A 14,923-nucleotide genomic window follows, 5' to 3' on the forward strand; every position below is an offset into this window, starting at 1 on the left:
GTTACATTCCTCCTCCCATTCTCAGGGCGTCTTAATACATCGCGATCCGGTCCAGGACCATCGTGTCTTCCGCGTCGATAATGCCGACATGGCAGTCCCAGTACACCTCGGTCCGGTAACGGACCGGCAGAAAAAGCTCCATCAGCAGCTCCAGCTTGCGGGCGGCGAGTTCCGTTTGCTTTTGTCCGATATAAAACAGCATTTCGTCCTTGTCCTCGTTGTTGACGTAAATCGTCGAACGTTTGAAAATCCGGCTGACCGTGCTGCGCAGAAGATTCAGCGTTTCCCCGGTATCGTACATCCGCAAAATGGCGCAAACGATCAGCTCCCGTTCTTCCGGATCAAACAGGCCGATCAGCTCCTTCACCCGGCTGCCGAACGCCCCGGCTTCCAAATCCCGCAGCACGAAACGGATATAAAACTCGCGTTTGTTCATGCCCTGCATCAAATCGAGCTCCGCCAAAAAATGAATCAAAATATCGAACAAAACCAAGCGGAACTCTTCGTCTTCCGTCAGGTTGATATCGAGCAAATCGCGGAACATGTCGGGAAACCGGTAATGCGGATTGATCTCCACCTCGACGTCATGTTGGCCCCTGGCCGCATTCAGTTCCTTCAGGCTCAGCTCCATGTAAGGCGAATACACCTTCGCCGGCAAAAACGTAATGTTGTGCTTGCCGATGCCCGCTTCCTGCGCCTGCACAAGCAAATCCCATATGTAATTCAAGCCCATTCTCCTTCGCAGCGGTATTCCGGGAACGACATCTGCACCTGGGAAACGAGGAAGCTGAGCAAATCTTCGGCCAAATAATCCGGCTGCGAATCCTTATCCGTCCGCTTGAATTTCAGGCACATCCGCCATTTTCCGTTGTCCACCCGGACTTCATCTGTGATGAAACGGTTGAGCTCATAGGTGATGGCCTGGCTGCCGTCCGCAGGGCGAATTTCCACATCCGCCAGCGTAAGCCCCTCCGAGGCGGCAAATGAATGGACGATCCGGACGATTTCGCCTTTGGAGCGAACGATTTGCCCCTGCTGATGACCGTACCTGCTGATAAAATCCTCCCTCTGGCGGTTGGACATCAGCGGATAACCGGGCCGGCTCATTCCGGAATTGAAAGGGCTGGCTATTTTAAGCACCTGCCACGTATCCGACTTTTCACGCGGCGAAACGACCGTTATCTCTTCCGCGGAACGTTTGATGTAACGGATGCTGTCATCGTTGACCTCCACCAAATAGCCGTGCTGAAGTCCGGTTTTGAGCAGCGGCAGCACATGCTCATAGTTGACGCGGTCGGCCGCCGGCACCGGAAACCCTCCGGTTTTCAGCTCCAGACGCTGGATATTCCACAGCGGAACGAGATCGGTTCTTTTGTAAGGTTCGTATTCCTCCAGATGCACCGATATTTCCAGAACCTCCTCGTCCTCCGCAAGCTCCCCGTCGATCCGGGTCAGCACCGCTTTAACGAATTTGTAGGCATAGGGATGATTCACCGTTTTCCAAGGCAGGCCGTTATTCAGAAACACATGATACAGCTTTTCGATTTCTTTGATATAGGTCATGTCCTTCTCCAGCTTGACCTCGATCCCATACTGGCCCCGGCCTGTCTTCAGGCTGCCGCGGAACGTTCTGCCGCTGTAGAGAAGCTCTTGAATCAGCGGATAGCTGCATTCCAGAAACAACGAAAACAGCCGGACTTCGCCGCCTTCCTTGAGGCTCTGCACGATTTCTCCCAGATCGATTCGGCCCGGCTCCGTATCCGAGGGAATCATGGGATGCAAATAATCATGCAAAGGATCCCACTCTTCCCGTCTGCACATGGATACGTAGATATCATGTTTGGTATCGTGAATGCCCACTTCCTCGAACACCCGCCGCTCCAGCCGGCGGTTCAGCTCCTCCTGATATTCCACGAGGTTCAGAAACACGCCGCTCATCAGGTTCCGCAGCAGCCTTCGCTGCTGCAAATCCTCCATTTTGCCCAGCCGGTCCATGATGAGTTCCTTCATGAAGAAGCCCCTCCTTCCGTTTCGGTATCCGTCTGTCCGTTTTCGCCGGATGAGCCGCCATCGTCTTTAGCCGTTCCTTTCTCCGTACGACTGCTACTCGCCCCGGAGACCGACCCGCTTCCTTCTTGAGGCGGCGCCGGAGTCTGAGCGGTATCTTTTTTCCCCGTCGGCACGGCCGGAGGCGTTTCGGGTTCGTAGCTCCCCCAGTCATCCGCCCCGGACGGGAAGCCTGCCGCGGCTGTTCCGGCGCCCGGTCCGTCCCCGGCCGGAACGACCGGATGCAGCTTTTCATCCGCTTTGGAAATTTTCCGCTCCATTGCCAGGACCCGCTCCAGCTTGTCGATTTCCTGATAGATTTCCTGCGCCAGGCCGTAGGCCTCAATCGCCCCGGCGTAATCCATGGCGGCCATGCTGCGGTCGCCTTTTTTCTCTAGGTTGTCGGCCTGCAGCGTTTTGGTTTCGCGCTCAATGCCGTCGATCTTTTCCTGAGTTTCGGCCATTTTCTTTTCGATTTGCTTTTGCCCGCTCTCATAGCCGGCTTCGATCGCCGCATTTTTCGCTTTTTCGTAAGTTTTGAGCGCGCCGCTGTAATCCTGGGCTTGAACCTTTTTGTCCCCGTCCTTGATGATTTCGGCCAGCTCGGCGATTTTGCCGCTGCGGTCGATTTTCGCCTGGATGTCCTCCGGCTTGAACGGCTTGTATTTCCCCGCATCCTTGAGCGCTTTCGTATAGCTGTTCACCGCCATATCATAGCTGCCGTCCTTCACATAACCGTCCCCGTCGGTGACGGCCTGCGCCACTTGCTGCTTGCCGCGAAGCAGCTGGAAATGCAGCTTGTCCTTCAGCTTGCTGGCCGCATTTTTCGCCTCGCTGTAGGCTTTGAGCGCTTTCGCATAATCGCCCGCGGATGCGTATTCGTCGCCGCTTTGCTCGTATTCGGCCATCTGCATCGCTGTTTGGGCCAATATCTGCGCCTGCTTCGCTTTCATATACCAGACGCCGCCCCCGGCAAGCATCAGCGTCACCAGAACGACCGCCATGCGGAGAATCCATTTTTTGCGGTTTTTCGGCTTCTCTGCAAAGGTTTTGTTGGCATATACCGCAGCCGCGGTATAATTGCTCACCGTCTGCCGCTGCTTGCTGAGCACAATCTCCTCCAGCGTATCCGTCAGGGCGGCCGGGTCGCTGGATTCCGCCAGCGCATCCAGCATCTCCGGCAGCTCCACCTGCTCCCAAACGCCAGGCGTGCAGAGCAGAAGCACGTCACCGTCGGCAAGCGGCGTTTTTTTCGATATAAAAGGATCGAAATGATCCGGCTTTCCCATGTAATTCAGCAGATTGCCCCGTTCCTCATGGCTTGATATCCGGTCTTCGGACAGTTTGCCGTTCTCCAGCAGCAATTGGGACAAGCTTTGATCCGTCGATCTTAAATTCAGCCTTCCGCCGCGAAAATGGTAGAGCCGCGCATTCCCGCAGGACGCCCACACCATCTTCGTGTAGTTCGTTACAACCACAAGCACGCTCGCTTTCAGCCGGACGCGCCGGCTTTCGAATTTGAGCCATTCATGGGCCGTCTCCAAATAACGCCGGATGCTTCTTTTGGACAACGAAGGCTTCTCCATGAAGCTTTCCAGAATCGCGCTGACCGCCATTTCGGCGCTCCGCAGCTCCCGGTCCTGATCGAGGCCGTCCGCAATGACGTAACAAGCCATGTCATCCAGCTCCACGAAGGCAAAATAATCCCTGTTGTCCACAAACGACCCCGCTTCGGAGACGAAAGCGGTCTGAAAATCGCTGTTCTCCTTCCTCATGCGCTCCTCCGTTTCCCCGTTTCCTGCTGCGTTTTATCCACATCCGGCCTTCCGGATTTCCCGCCAGGCAGACCGGATCAATCCCTTTTCCGCAAAATCATGACGGTGGCGTTATCCTGATGTTTGAAGCCTTTCCGCTCAACGCCTTCGATGATGTGTTCGGCGGTCTCCTGCGGCGGCAGCTTCCGCATCAAAATTTCCTCCAGCTCGACTTCCGTCAGCGCATCCACCACGCCGTCGCTGCATAACACGACTGTATCTCCGGGCTCCAAATACACCGGCTCGCCGATTTCCATGCTTTTAAAGCCGCCGTATCCCAAATAGTTGGTCAGCTGATTGCGCATCGGGTTCTGCTCGATGTCCTCCTTGCTGATTTCGCCGGATAAATAACGCTCCTCCAGCATCGTCTCCAGCGTATGCTTGGAGTTCACCGGCATAAGCTCCCCATCCCGAAACAGAATCAGCAGGCTGTCCCCGACGGCGCCCCAATGCAGCCTTCTTCCGCATATGACGACCGCAACAAGCGTCGTTCCGCCGTTTTCGCCGCCCAGCTGCTCCATAATCGCCCGATTGCTGACAAACGCCGCTTTGCTGAAAAAATCGGGAATTTCGCGCGGGTCTTCGACCTTCAAAAATTCCCGGGTAAACGTCGTCACCGCGAGCGTGCTGGACATGCGGCCGTTGGAAAGTCCGCTGATCCCGTCGGCGATGACCGCCATCGTTCCTACCCGGGTGGCCGCGCTTGCGAAATAATCGTCCTGTTCCGCCCTGCGTCCGATGGTCTGCGCATTGCCGATCTCAACCTCCGGAACCGCCGATGGAGGGGCATATTCGTCGCCCGCCTCCTCGAAAGCCCAATCCTCTGCCGCCTGCAGCGCCGGTGTCGGCCGCCTCTGGAGCATAAGCCGCGCCGCGTACAATACGGCAACCAGCAGGGCCGCCGCCATCAGCACGCCGTACTTGTCGATAAAATCCCAGTTTCCCATGCCGATATCCCGCCTTAGCCGTTATCCCACTCGAAGTGGGGTCCGCAGAGCGGCACGAATACGAATTTGCTGCGCCCGAGCTGGATCAGATCGTAGGCGTTCAGCTCGACGGGAGAATAGACCGCTTCGTTGTTATGATAAGCGAGTCCCGAGGCGTCCCCCGGAAGCAAATAGAAATTGCGTTTTTTCGGATCGTAGACGATAACCGCGTGGTTGCGCCGGGATACCCCGTTATCGCCGATGATGCGGATATGCATTTCTTCCGCGCGGCCGATGAAATTTTTTTCGGCCATGATGCGGTAATCCTGGCCCATTTGCGGTCCTTCGACGCAAACCAGCCAGCCCGTCACCGGCTGTATGCCGGTCGTCTCCCCCAAATAAGGCATCGTCTTTTCGTCCATATCCGCCGCCTGAGGCCGAGCCGTTTCGCTGCGCGCGGGCTTCTCCAGCGTCGTATTGCAGTACGGGCAGGTATTGCCGTGTTTTCTCGTACTGAACATGTGTCCATTCAGGCATCTCGTCAAGCTCATCGTAAAATCATTCCCCCGTATGTATTGAGATCTATACTACAAAGCCGGGTCATTTGACCAGCAGCCGCGTATTCGCGATAAAGATCATGTCCCCTGCGCCGAGCCGCTCCGGCTCCTCGACGACCAACCTGCTTGCATCGCTGCGCCCTGCCTTGCGGATGCCCGTCCCGCTGTTCGAATCCGCATCCTCGATAAACCACTCGCTGCCGACGCGGTTCAACACCGCGTGTTCCGGACTGATCAGCGACGCATATTCACAGTCCGATAAATCTATGTCAACCTCGCCTTGGCTTGTGCTTTTTCCGATCAAAACCGAGATTTCGCCTTTGACGAACCATTCCTTCACGCGTTCCCCGTCATCGTCCAGCAGGACGATTTTGGCGATTTCCGCCGTTCCTTTCCGGGCCATGCTTCCCGGTCGGCGGCCTCCTGTCCAGATCAGCACGCAGGCCATCCCGGCTGCTGCCGCGACGATGAACATTTGCAGTATGTAATGAAACGGGCGGATCAGGGCATACAGCACCGTACCGGCCAATATCCCGTATATCAACAGATCTATCAGTACAATCGATCCGGATTTCTCCGTTTTCACATCCGTTACCCCCGTTTGGCGTTTGAATCATTTATTTTTTGCGATAACCGAAAAATTGCTCGAACATGGCGGACGTATCCATCGGATTCCGCTCTTTTGCATTCCCTTTTCTGTCCGTTGCTTCTTTTTGCCCTTTGGGCGACGTGCCGAAAAACTGCGCGAACTGCTCCTGCACCCGGGCAGGATCAAAATGACCTCCTTGCGCCGCTTTGGCGCCCGTCCCGCTGCGTTCCTCCGGTCCCGTCTTCCGCTCGTGTGCGGAACGCTTTCCCCGGACCAACCGGTCGTCATAGGCCGCCCGTTTGGTCTCATCGCTCAGCGTTTCGTACGCTTCGACGATTTGCTTGAACCTGCGCGCCGCTTCCGGATCTCCGGGATTGACGTCCGGATGGCAGCGTTTGGCCAGCTTGCGGTAAGCCTGCTTGATCTCGGCCGCTCCCGCCTGACGGGCCACGCCGAGTATTTCGTAATAATCCGCCACGCTGTTTTCCCCGCTTTCGCCAGTAATGCCTTCAGGCTTCACGGCCTTCAGGCAAAGTACAGGAAATCCCAAGAGGCCGGGAGGCCCCTTGAGATTTGTCTGCCGCGGGCCGGATTCGGCCCGCTGGAATCATTAGATATCGTTGACGGGATAGCCGCCGTTGAGCTTGGCAAGCTCGGTTTTGTCGCGTTTTTGTTTGACGTAAAGCTCGAATTGGCCCACGCCTTCGGTGTCTCCAAACGTTTCTTTGTAATCGACCACAAAAGCGTTCGGGAATACGACCTCGCGCACCACCTGGTTCGCTGCGATCACTTCCAGCGTCAGCTTGCGGTAGCAGTCCGCTTTTTCGGCGGGAACGAGGGACCACAGCGCCAATTTCAGCGTGTCGTCGGCCTTGTCGCCGTCGGTAGCGGTGATGATTTTACCGATAATTCTCAGCGTGGAGCCCACATCCGTGGATCTTGCGTTGGAATCATCCGGCGTATCGGTGTCGTAAACGACTTTTTGGATGTTGTCCAAACCAAGCTCGATTGTTTCTGCGCCTTCTACTTTCAATCTGAATCCCATAAGTGCTTCCTCCTCAAAAATAGGTGTAATATGGCCCGGGCATGGAATCATGCCCGGAATTTATGTAATGGGACAGGCCGTGAAGGCCCGTCCCCCCACATACAGCTGACATTTCAGGCGATTGCCTGCATCATGCGTAACGGAACCGCACGAATGGCATGGATGCGCATAACACGTCCACCCTCGGCCGCCGGTTCCCGCAGCCTGCCTTTAGCTTTAAGCTTTGCGATCAAGCTTTGACCGGGCTCGTGCCTTTCGTGATCATGACTTCGAGGTTCTTCACGTTGCCGTTGTAGATCAGATCGATATGGCACAAATTGTTTTTCTCGTCGATGATGTAGTTCATGTCGTCGCCGTCGTAAATGATCGAGTTGATGAACCCCCGTTTGGCGAGCCACAGGCTCTTCTGGCTGCTTGGATTGTTGCTGAAAAACTTGATGATGTTTTCATGCTTGAAGTCATTGGTCTGGAAGCGCAAAATGCGCTCGATATAAGTGCTGACCAGCGTTTTGTATATAGAATCAAATCCGTCTTCCGACGCCGCCAGGCTTCTCGCTTTGTACACGGTAATCCGGCGGATGTCCTTGCCTTGCAGCTGGGCATTTTCGGAAGAGAAGATAAATCCGAAGTTTTTACGGTTGATCGAATCTTTGATCGTATTGGTGAAACCGGTAATTTCTTTGGCCATCGTCGTGACGGCGCGCAGGCTGTTGTCGCCCGCTTCGATGTCGAAGCGCACGCCCGGGAACTCCTTGCTCGTGTTGCGGAAGGATTCCTTCAAGTATTCAGGGCATTGGTAAGCGGAAACGATGCCTGCCGCGACGTAAGCCGCTCCGACGTATACGCCTTCGATCCACAGCTTGAGGATGTCTTCCTTTTCGCGGGACAGTTGGGCCCCGTTTTCCGTCTGAATCATCCGGCTATCGATGATGACCCCGGACTTCTCTTTCGGGATGATCGTGAAGTTCGGCACGCACGGCACCGCGTATTCGCTGTATTCCTTGCGCAGCAGCGGCGCGCATTTGTCGATGTATTTGTCGATGCCGGCCGTCGCCATGCTGCTGAACGTCGTCTCTTCGCCGGATTCGAAGTTGAAGAACAGCTGGACCTTGAAATCCTTGATGACTTGAAGCAGCATCGTTAAGGACTCCATTGTGTTGCCGTCCTGCTTGATCACCTTTTCGTTGCCTTTGAAGCGTTCGCGGGTCACCTTGACTTTGCCGGCGCTCTCCAGCTCCACCGAAGGCACGATGCCGAACCAGATCGTATCGGTAAAGTCGTTTTTGGCGTTGACCGTGTTCAAATACGTTTCCAGGCGCGGAATGTTGGCGCTTTTCACCGTCATGTCGAGCTTGTTGTTCGTAATGAGCAGCGACGGGGCCATCCCTTTGTTCTTGACGGCGTATTGGTCGAAGTACATCTTCACGCCGAGGATTTTCTCCACAAGCGGTTTGACCGTCTTCACGAAATCGTCTTTGGCCGTTTTGTAAAATTCGAGATATGTATTGTAGTTCTGAACCTCGACTTCCACGTTGACTTCATTGCGTACCGCCGGCAGCGGGCTAAACGTACGCACAACCAAATCCTTGACGTAACCCGACGGAGTTTCCGTGATGGAGTTGTAATCCTCCTCGAACACGAGCGCCAGGTCGCTGGAACTGTTGTCGTCAAGCAACACCAGCTCGGTGCTTTCGCTTTTCGGCGCTTCGATGATCTTTAGCTCCCCGCTTTCGCCGATCGTCAGCATCCCGACTTGAACCGTTTCGGCGTCGCGCTCTTCGTTCGAACTTCCGAGCAGCAGCCGCGTTTTGATATCCTCGATCGCCAGCGGCAGCATCGCCATCACGTTGTTGTAGTTGGCGCTGGCTTCCTCGAACATCGCGTTCAGCTTATCGCCCATGTCCAGCTTTTTCGGATCCTCGTCATCCAGCTTTTCGTATTGCCCGTACAAATAATGGATTTCCTTCCGCACCTGGCGGATATCGTCCATGACCTTTTTCGGGGAAATCATGTCGAGCAAATGCTCGAATTTGAAATCCACGTTGGTCATGCCCTGGCTGCGCTTCGTATCGATCAGCGTAAACAGCATTTTCAGGAAGTCATTGTTCTGGTCGATCCGGATTTCCGAGATCGCTTCCTCGGCGATGCCCTCCGGCTTCTTCAGCGTATACACCACTTTCTGGTTTGCCGCGTTAAAAAAGGAGTACACCGTCGGCGAAAACTTGTTCAAAAATTCGTCGAAGCTGCGCACAAGCAGATGGGCGTTGATTTCCTTGATTTTGTCGTCGCTGAGACTGTCGATGCCTTTGACGTCACCGACAATCGTGATCAAATCGAGCTTTTCCGGATTGATTTCCTCAAACAGCATCGTTCGATTGGTCTGATTGATAATGTCCACTTCGCTATTTCCCCTCCCGTTGGTATGACGGATGCGGCCGGCACGGACGCAAACGTGACGAACATCCCGCTATTCCAGCCGGCGGCAGCCAGTTCACCATGACTATACGCCCGGCTAAAAAACTGCCCTTGAGACCCAGCTTCGGAACTCGGGCCTGTTGGGGTTATATTAAACAGTGCCCGCAATAATTGTCAATATCTAGCACTTATTCCTGACACAGGGACAAATGACCTACAAAAAAGCCCCTTTAAGTAAAAAACCCCCAATTTTAGTCCTATTTTTTGGTATATTATTCAAAATCGATCAGGTTCATCCGATATATGTGGGATACACGAGGGAATGGGACCAATCATCCAAATATGTCACATTTTAGTTCGCGAGGTGGATATTCAGAGATGTTGCGCAAGAAGAACGGAAAAAGTGGTTCAAAAATCGGTTTGCTTAGGACTAAACTCCTGATTTTAGTTTTTGCGTGTTGCACATCCGTTTTTTATGACGGCCGCCAGGCGTCCGCCGAATCTGTCCAGAAGGCGCCGCCGGAGGCTTTTGACGCCATGTTCGTGCTTGATACCAGCTATTCCATGAACCATGCCGACCCGAACCGGTCCGCCGGGGAAGTGATTCGACTGTTTATGGATATTAGCGATGCGAGCCGGACGCGGGTCGGATTCGTCGCCTACAATCATCAAATCGTGGCCTCCAAGCCGCTGACCGCGATTTCCGTTGCCGCCAAGAAAAACGAAATCAAAAGCAGCATCAACGGGCTCCGGCGCAGCGGTTATACCGACCTTGGACTGGGCCTGCTCACGGGAAGCAAGCTGCTTTCATCCGGCCAGCAGGATAACCAGAATATAGGCCGAAAGCCGTTTATGATTTTGTTGTCGGACGGCGAAACGGATTTCGGGCCGTTCCAGCAGAAGCGGACAAAGGCGGATTCCGCCAAGGACGTGGGCAGCGCGATCGCCCAGGCCAAGAAGTCAGGGTTTCCGATCTACACGATCGGCCTGAATCACGACGGCACCGTAAACACCGACGAACTGAAACGGATCGCGAGCGAGACCGGCGGGACGTTTTACATTACAAGCAGCGCCGACGATTTGCCGGAAATTTTCAACCGGATCTTTGCGAAAGAAATGCGTTCGGTACTGATGCCGGTGGCCGGCGTCACGGCGACGGGAAATCTTCAGGAGATTCAGGTGGACATTCCAAATTCCAGCATGGATGAGGCCAACATGATTTTGCTGTCCGAACATCCGCTGAAAGAGTCGCAGCTGTTCTACAACTCGGAGAACATCCGTATGTTCAAGTCGGCGAGTTACACGCTGATCAAAATTTCGCAGCCGCAAAAAGGAACCGCCAAACTCAAGTTCCGCGGAACGCCGGGCGATCTGATCAAGATCAATCTGCTTGGAAGTTATGCGCTGGAGGCGAAAGCGGCTCTGACCGGAAAAGAAGCGATCAAAGGCAAGCCTGCCGGAATCGAGGCGTTTCTCGTCCGTTCGGACAACAACCAGCGTCTTGGAGACGCCGAGGTGTATGCGTCGCTGAAAACCAAACTGGTCGTGAAGGAGCTTGCTTCCAAAAAAGTGTCGGAAGTGGAGATGAAAAACGAGGGGACCCGATTTTATGCGGAATACGCGTTCCCGAAGTCGGGAACATACGAGTGGCATGTCGAAATGGACGGTCCAAGCTTTTACCGGCATGGCCCGGCACAATCGCAAAAGATCGTAAATCTTGCCCCGGAGGTTCATGGAAAACAACAGCTGCAGCTTACGAAAGAAGACGGCAAAACGGAAGTCCTGTTAGACGATCTGTTTGCGGATCCTAACGGAGATCCTTTGACGTATGGGATTCAAGACGGAAAAGAGGACGGTTCCAAACTAAAAGCGGAGCTCAGCGGCGGCAAGCTCATGCTCTCCCCGCTCCATACCGGACAATCGGCCGTGACGTTAACGGCGACCGACCCGGAAGGCGGACAAGCGACCGCCGTACTGACGATCCATGTCCAATCGAAGTATACCGTGCTGAAGTGGAGCCTGGCCGGCGCAGCCCTGCTGCTGGTTCTGGGTACCGCCCTGTACTTCTGGCTTCGTCCAAAACCGGCTTTAACCGGCAAGCTCGAAGGATATTTTCTGGCGACGGCCAGCGGCAGCGAAATTCCGGTCAAATACTGGCCGCTGACTTCCTTTGCCAAACGCAAGGTCAGCCTGATGGAATTGTTCCAAAGCCTCGACGTCAACGAGCCGCTTCCGGAAGCGGAGCACATCGTGTTTACCGCCGCCAAAAACGGCAGGCTGATCGTCAAGCATACGACGCGCTGTGCGCTCGTGCGGAACCGGACGCCGCTGAAAGCGAACAAAAAAGAAATCCTCGAATATAACGACAAGCTGTACATTACATTCGAGGACGGCATCACGGAAATCGAGATCCGTTACAAAGCGATCAAGCCGAGCACCAATATTTTTATCCGGACCGGCGTTTCCGGCGAAAAGACGGGCTAGTGGCGTACTCCATGGCCAGGGCGGCTTTGAACCATCGGAGCGAAGCGCAGCGCTTGTCCTGCGAAACGGCAAGGCCGCGCTTCACGATGGGCGACAGGAACGGCCAGGAACGCCGCAATCCTGTCCCCAGCCGCTCCAGCTGCTCGTCGAACAGTCTTTTGCGGACATCGGTCGGCGCGTTTTTTTGGCAGCAAAAATAAAGCACCGCCGCCAAGCTGTAAATATCGCTTATTGGCCCTTGGCGGGATTTTTCCGAATACAATTCCAGCGGCGAATATCCCGCAGTCGTAAAGATCGGGTATCCGCCGTTTTGCTCATGTACGGAAATGGCCGAGCCAAAATCAAGCAGCTTCACGCTTCCATCCTTGCCGATCATTATATTGCCTGGCTTTACATCCCGGTGAATAACGCCGTTCCGGTGAATATGCTCCAGCGCTTCGATAAGCGGGATCATCGTTTTGTACAGGAACTCCGGGTCCGCTTCCTCCCTTAAATCCGCAATGTAGCGGTCCAGCGTCACCCCTTCGAGGTATTCCGTGACGATGTAGGCCGTGCCGTTTTGCTCAAAACGGTCCAGACAGCGGACTACGCCCGGATGCCGGCTTTTTTCAAGCAGTTCCCCTTCGTTGAGGAAAGCGTTCCACAGCAGGCCGTATTTCTCCTCCGCCATCCCTGCTTTGCGCCGCACGCTGACGCCGTCTTTTCCTCTGCGCACCCACGCTTTCGGAAAAAACTCCTTAATGATGCAGCGGGTTCCCTCTTCATCGTTCCGCGCCGCATAGACGATCGATAGCTCGCTGGATGCCAGCGTTTTGCGGATCCGGTATGCGAAGCTTGAGCCGAATGCTTTTCCGCCCACGATCGAGTTCCGTTTCAGGTCGTTTCCGTTCAATGAAATGTCCACCTTTCCCCCTCCGCTTTGCTTCTTGTTTTTAAACAAACCCTTATACTATTAATATCGTATTTTTGCTTGAAAACTTAAATTTTGAAGTGCTGGAAAAGATTCCTGCACATATCTTTCACGGCCAAACCTGCGCCCGGCAAACCATGCTGAGCAAAAAAAGCCCGTCCCCTCAACCGTGCGGCGAAGGAACAGGCGTATTTTCGTCTGTGTGCCGTTACACCACTTCCACGATCGGCAGCGAAATGATAAATTCCGTGCCTTGGCCCACGGTGCTGTTGACGGCGATATAACCTTTATGGTTTTTGATGATCCGATAACTAACCGACAAGCCGAGGCCTGTCCCGCTTTCTTTGGTCGTGAAAAACGGGTCAAAAAGATGGGAAAGCGTGTTATGGTCCATTCCCTTGCCGTTATCGGAAATGCATATATGTACGTTTTTGTTGTCCCGGTGCGCCTGAATTTCAATAAGCCCTCCGTTTTGGCCGCTCAACGAATCGATGGCATCCATCGCATTTTTGACGATGTTCAAAATCACCTGTTTGATCTGCTTCACGTCTACCGAGATGTGCAGCGGCTGCATGTCGTCGTGCAGGATCACTTGGCACCCCTTCATCAGCGCCTCGCTTTCGGTCAGCAGAACGACCTCCTTCAGCAGCGAAGAGACCGAAATGACGGTGGTTTGCGGAGCGGACGGCTTCGATGAATTCAGGAATTCGTATATGATATCATTGGCTCGATCGATTTCGGTCAAAATAATGCGGGCATATTCGTCCTTCCCCAGTTTAATCAGATGAGGACGGAGAAGCTGGATAAAGCCGCGAATGGCTGTCAGCGGATTCCGGATTTCATGGGCAATGGAGGCGGATATTTTGCCTAACATGGCCAGCTTGTCGTTGCGGTAAGCCGTCTGCTCGATCTGCTTGAAATCCGACACGTCTTTGACGCTAAACAAATAATCGCCATCCATTTGATCACCGTCGGTGACCGTCAGCAGCCATTGCCTTCCGGACTCGTCCGTCAGCTCGTGATATTTTTTGCGATGGATCAGGGTTTCGCGGTAAATCCGCAATATCTTTTTCTTTTTGTACCGGCTCAGCTGCGGATGGCGCAAAATCTGCACGATCGTACATCCCGTCAAGGATTTGCGGGAAACTTCAAGCAGCCTTGCCATTTGAACATTAATGAACGTCAGCACACCTTCACCGTCAAACAGCATGACGCCGCTGTCCAGATGCTCCAAAATGTTTTCGTACTTGTTTTTTACCAGCTGCGTAGATTGAAAAGCCTCCAGGGACTGTAACAGCGTCTCTTGGATATCGCCCAACACGATACTCCCCCTTTCGGAAATGAAGGCGTTTTCCCCCATTCCTATTCTTCAACTACACGACAAACAAAAAGAAAACGTCGATCGACGTGACCTTCTAATATGATCGGACCGCATTACCAATGTTTCTCCTTGCGATTACAGAAATCCTTCAACTTCTCAATAAACTTGGAAAATTTGTACAACCTAAATGATAGCTTTATCATAGACAAGGTAAACGGAAAACACAATCGGAGAAACTGTCGAAAAAACAAGTTTCTAGTTAAATCGACCCAAATTTCGCCCAAAATAAAAGCATCAAATACATGAAGCGCATGTACTGATGCTTTTTTATCTATTATATCAGGCATTGCTGCTTCCGTAATAGAGTTTGGACATGACGGATATCATGCTTTGTGCTGGAGACGCAGTCTCCGCTGGCTCATCACAGCCAGCCTTTTCTTTAATTCGCCCTCCCATTTCTCGTCCTTCATCTGTTTGGCGATAGTCAGCAGGTCCAGTGCCATATCGATTTGGCTTTGTACGATTTCTTTCGGGTCCTCCTTTTCGCAGTTGACGACGTTTTCGAATATCGCCTCGTCATCCTCCACGACGTAATCTTGAAAATCGATCTCCGCAGTCCCGTCTCCATGCGCATATTCGGCCAAAATTTCGTATTCGTTTTCGACTTTATAATGAACTTCAACCCGGTGGCACACGGGACAGAACAGCAGGGGAACATTATGGACCTGGGTGCGGTAATGCTTCAACGTTCCCTTCGTTCCAACCATACTCGCTCCGCAGCAATAACTCATGCCAGTTCACCCTCCTCTTGATTCC

13 protein-coding genes are annotated in these 14,923 nt (G+C 53.6%); 1 reads left to right on the top strand and 12 read right to left on the bottom strand.

The annotated features are described in order from the left end of the window. Nucleotides 1–31: 31 nt before the first annotated feature. The 9 genes from GQY55_RS13995 to GQY55_RS14035 form a co-directional block, all read right to left on the bottom strand. The gene (locus tag GQY55_RS13995; RefSeq protein ID WP_160042381.1) at nt 32–733 is read right to left on the bottom strand and encodes an iron-dependent peroxidase; all 702 of its coding nucleotides are present in this window, start codon (nt 731–733) and stop codon (nt 32–34) included. Next, on the bottom strand, nt 724–2,010 hold the full coding sequence (locus GQY55_RS14000) for a normocyte-binding protein (RefSeq protein ID WP_160042383.1): 1,287 nt from the start codon (nt 2,008–2,010) through the stop codon (nt 724–726). The genes GQY55_RS13995 and GQY55_RS14000 overlap by 10 nt, the downstream gene beginning before the upstream one ends. Further along, complete coding sequence (locus GQY55_RS14005) at nt 2,007–3,821, bottom strand: serine/threonine protein phosphatase (protein ID WP_160042385.1); 1,815 nt, start codon at nt 3,819–3,821, stop codon at nt 2,007–2,009. The genes GQY55_RS14000 and GQY55_RS14005 overlap by 4 nt, the downstream gene beginning before the upstream one ends. Nucleotides 3,822–3,898: 77 nt before the next feature. Beyond that, on the bottom strand, nt 3,899–4,807 hold the full coding sequence (locus tag GQY55_RS14010; RefSeq protein ID WP_160042387.1) for a PP2C family protein-serine/threonine phosphatase: 909 nt from the start codon (nt 4,805–4,807) through the stop codon (nt 3,899–3,901). Between the two features lie 14 nt (nt 4,808–4,821). Further along, nucleotides 4,822–5,337, bottom strand: a complete 516-nt coding sequence (locus tag GQY55_RS14015; protein WP_160042389.1) for an FHA domain-containing protein — start codon at nt 5,335–5,337, stop codon at nt 4,822–4,824. A gap of 49 nt (nt 5,338–5,386) precedes the next feature. Then, nucleotides 5,387–5,929 carry an FHA domain-containing protein gene (locus tag GQY55_RS14020; RefSeq protein WP_160042391.1) on the bottom strand — a complete coding sequence of 181 codons (543 nt, stop codon included), beginning with the start codon at nt 5,927–5,929 and terminating at the stop codon, nt 5,387–5,389. Nucleotides 5,930–5,960: 31 nt separating this feature from the next. Then, nucleotides 5,961–6,482 (bottom strand): J domain-containing protein, encoded by a 522-nt coding sequence (locus GQY55_RS14025; protein WP_236575607.1) that lies wholly within the window; start codon nt 6,480–6,482, stop codon nt 5,961–5,963. A 60-nt stretch (nt 6,483–6,542) separates the two neighbouring features. Continuing rightward, the gene (locus tag GQY55_RS14030; protein WP_160042393.1) at nt 6,543–6,977 is read right to left on the bottom strand and encodes a membrane-associated protease 1; all 435 of its coding nucleotides are present in this window, start codon (nt 6,975–6,977) and stop codon (nt 6,543–6,545) included. Between the two features lie 229 nt (nt 6,978–7,206). Further along, on the bottom strand, nt 7,207–9,375 hold the full coding sequence (locus GQY55_RS14035; RefSeq protein WP_160042395.1) for a transcriptional regulator: 2,169 nt from the start codon (nt 9,373–9,375) through the stop codon (nt 7,207–7,209). A 395-nt stretch (nt 9,376–9,770) separates the two neighbouring features. Between GQY55_RS14035 and GQY55_RS14040 the strand changes: the two genes are divergently transcribed. Next, nucleotides 9,771–11,876, top strand: coding sequence for a VWA domain-containing protein (locus GQY55_RS14040; protein ID WP_160042397.1), 2,106 nt, complete (start codon nt 9,771–9,773; stop codon nt 11,874–11,876). On the opposite strand, the gene GQY55_RS14045 is transcribed toward GQY55_RS14040, so the two are convergent. The 3 genes from GQY55_RS14045 to GQY55_RS14055 form a co-directional block, all read right to left on the bottom strand. Then, nucleotides 11,839–12,780: a serine/threonine protein kinase gene (locus tag GQY55_RS14045; RefSeq protein ID WP_160042399.1), complete on the bottom strand. Its 942-nt coding sequence runs from the start codon at nt 12,778–12,780 to the stop codon at nt 11,839–11,841. The genes GQY55_RS14040 and GQY55_RS14045 overlap by 38 nt on opposite strands. Nucleotides 12,781–12,994: 214 nt before the next feature. Then, nucleotides 12,995–14,107 (bottom strand): ATP-binding protein, encoded by a 1,113-nt coding sequence (locus tag GQY55_RS14050; RefSeq protein WP_160042401.1) that lies wholly within the window; start codon nt 14,105–14,107, stop codon nt 12,995–12,997. 383 nt (nt 14,108–14,490) lie between these two features. Continuing rightward, nucleotides 14,491–14,898, bottom strand: a complete 408-nt coding sequence (locus GQY55_RS14055) for a hypothetical protein (protein ID WP_160042403.1) — start codon at nt 14,896–14,898, stop codon at nt 14,491–14,493. Nucleotides 14,899–14,923 lie beyond the last annotated feature (25 nt).

The sequence above is a fragment of the Paenibacillus sp. USDA918EY genome (assembly GCF_009870825.1).
GTDB classification, from domain to species: domain Bacteria; phylum Bacillota; class Bacilli; order Paenibacillales; family Paenibacillaceae; genus Paenibacillus_AQ; species Paenibacillus_AQ albilobatus.

What these genes read in the sequence shown, in the direction of transcription:
- GQY55_RS13995 (WP_160042381.1), bottom strand. Translation starts at nt 733, where the DNA reads ATGGGCTTGAATTACATATGGGATTTGCTTGTGCAGGCGCAGGAAGCG.
- GQY55_RS14000 (WP_160042383.1), bottom strand. Translation starts at nt 2,010, where the DNA reads ATGAAGGAACTCATCATGGACCGGCTGGGCAAAATGGAGGATTTGCAG.
- GQY55_RS14005 (WP_160042385.1), bottom strand. Translation starts at nt 3,821, where the DNA reads ATGAGGAAGGAGAACAGCGATTTTCAGACCGCTTTCGTCTCCGAAGCG.
- GQY55_RS14010 (WP_160042387.1), bottom strand. Translation starts at nt 4,807, where the DNA reads ATGGGAAACTGGGATTTTATCGACAAGTACGGCGTGCTGATGGCGGCG.
- GQY55_RS14015 (WP_160042389.1), bottom strand. Translation starts at nt 5,337, where the DNA reads ATGAGCTTGACGAGATGCCTGAATGGACACATGTTCAGTACGAGAAAA.
- GQY55_RS14030 (WP_160042393.1), bottom strand. Translation starts at nt 6,977, where the DNA reads ATGGGATTCAGATTGAAAGTAGAAGGCGCAGAAACAATCGAGCTTGGT.
- GQY55_RS14040 (WP_160042397.1), top strand. Translation starts at nt 9,771, where the DNA reads ATGTTGCGCAAGAAGAACGGAAAAAGTGGTTCAAAAATCGGTTTGCTT.
- GQY55_RS14055 (WP_160042403.1), bottom strand. Translation starts at nt 14,898, where the DNA reads ATGAGTTATTGCTGCGGAGCGAGTATGGTTGGAACGAAGGGAACGTTG.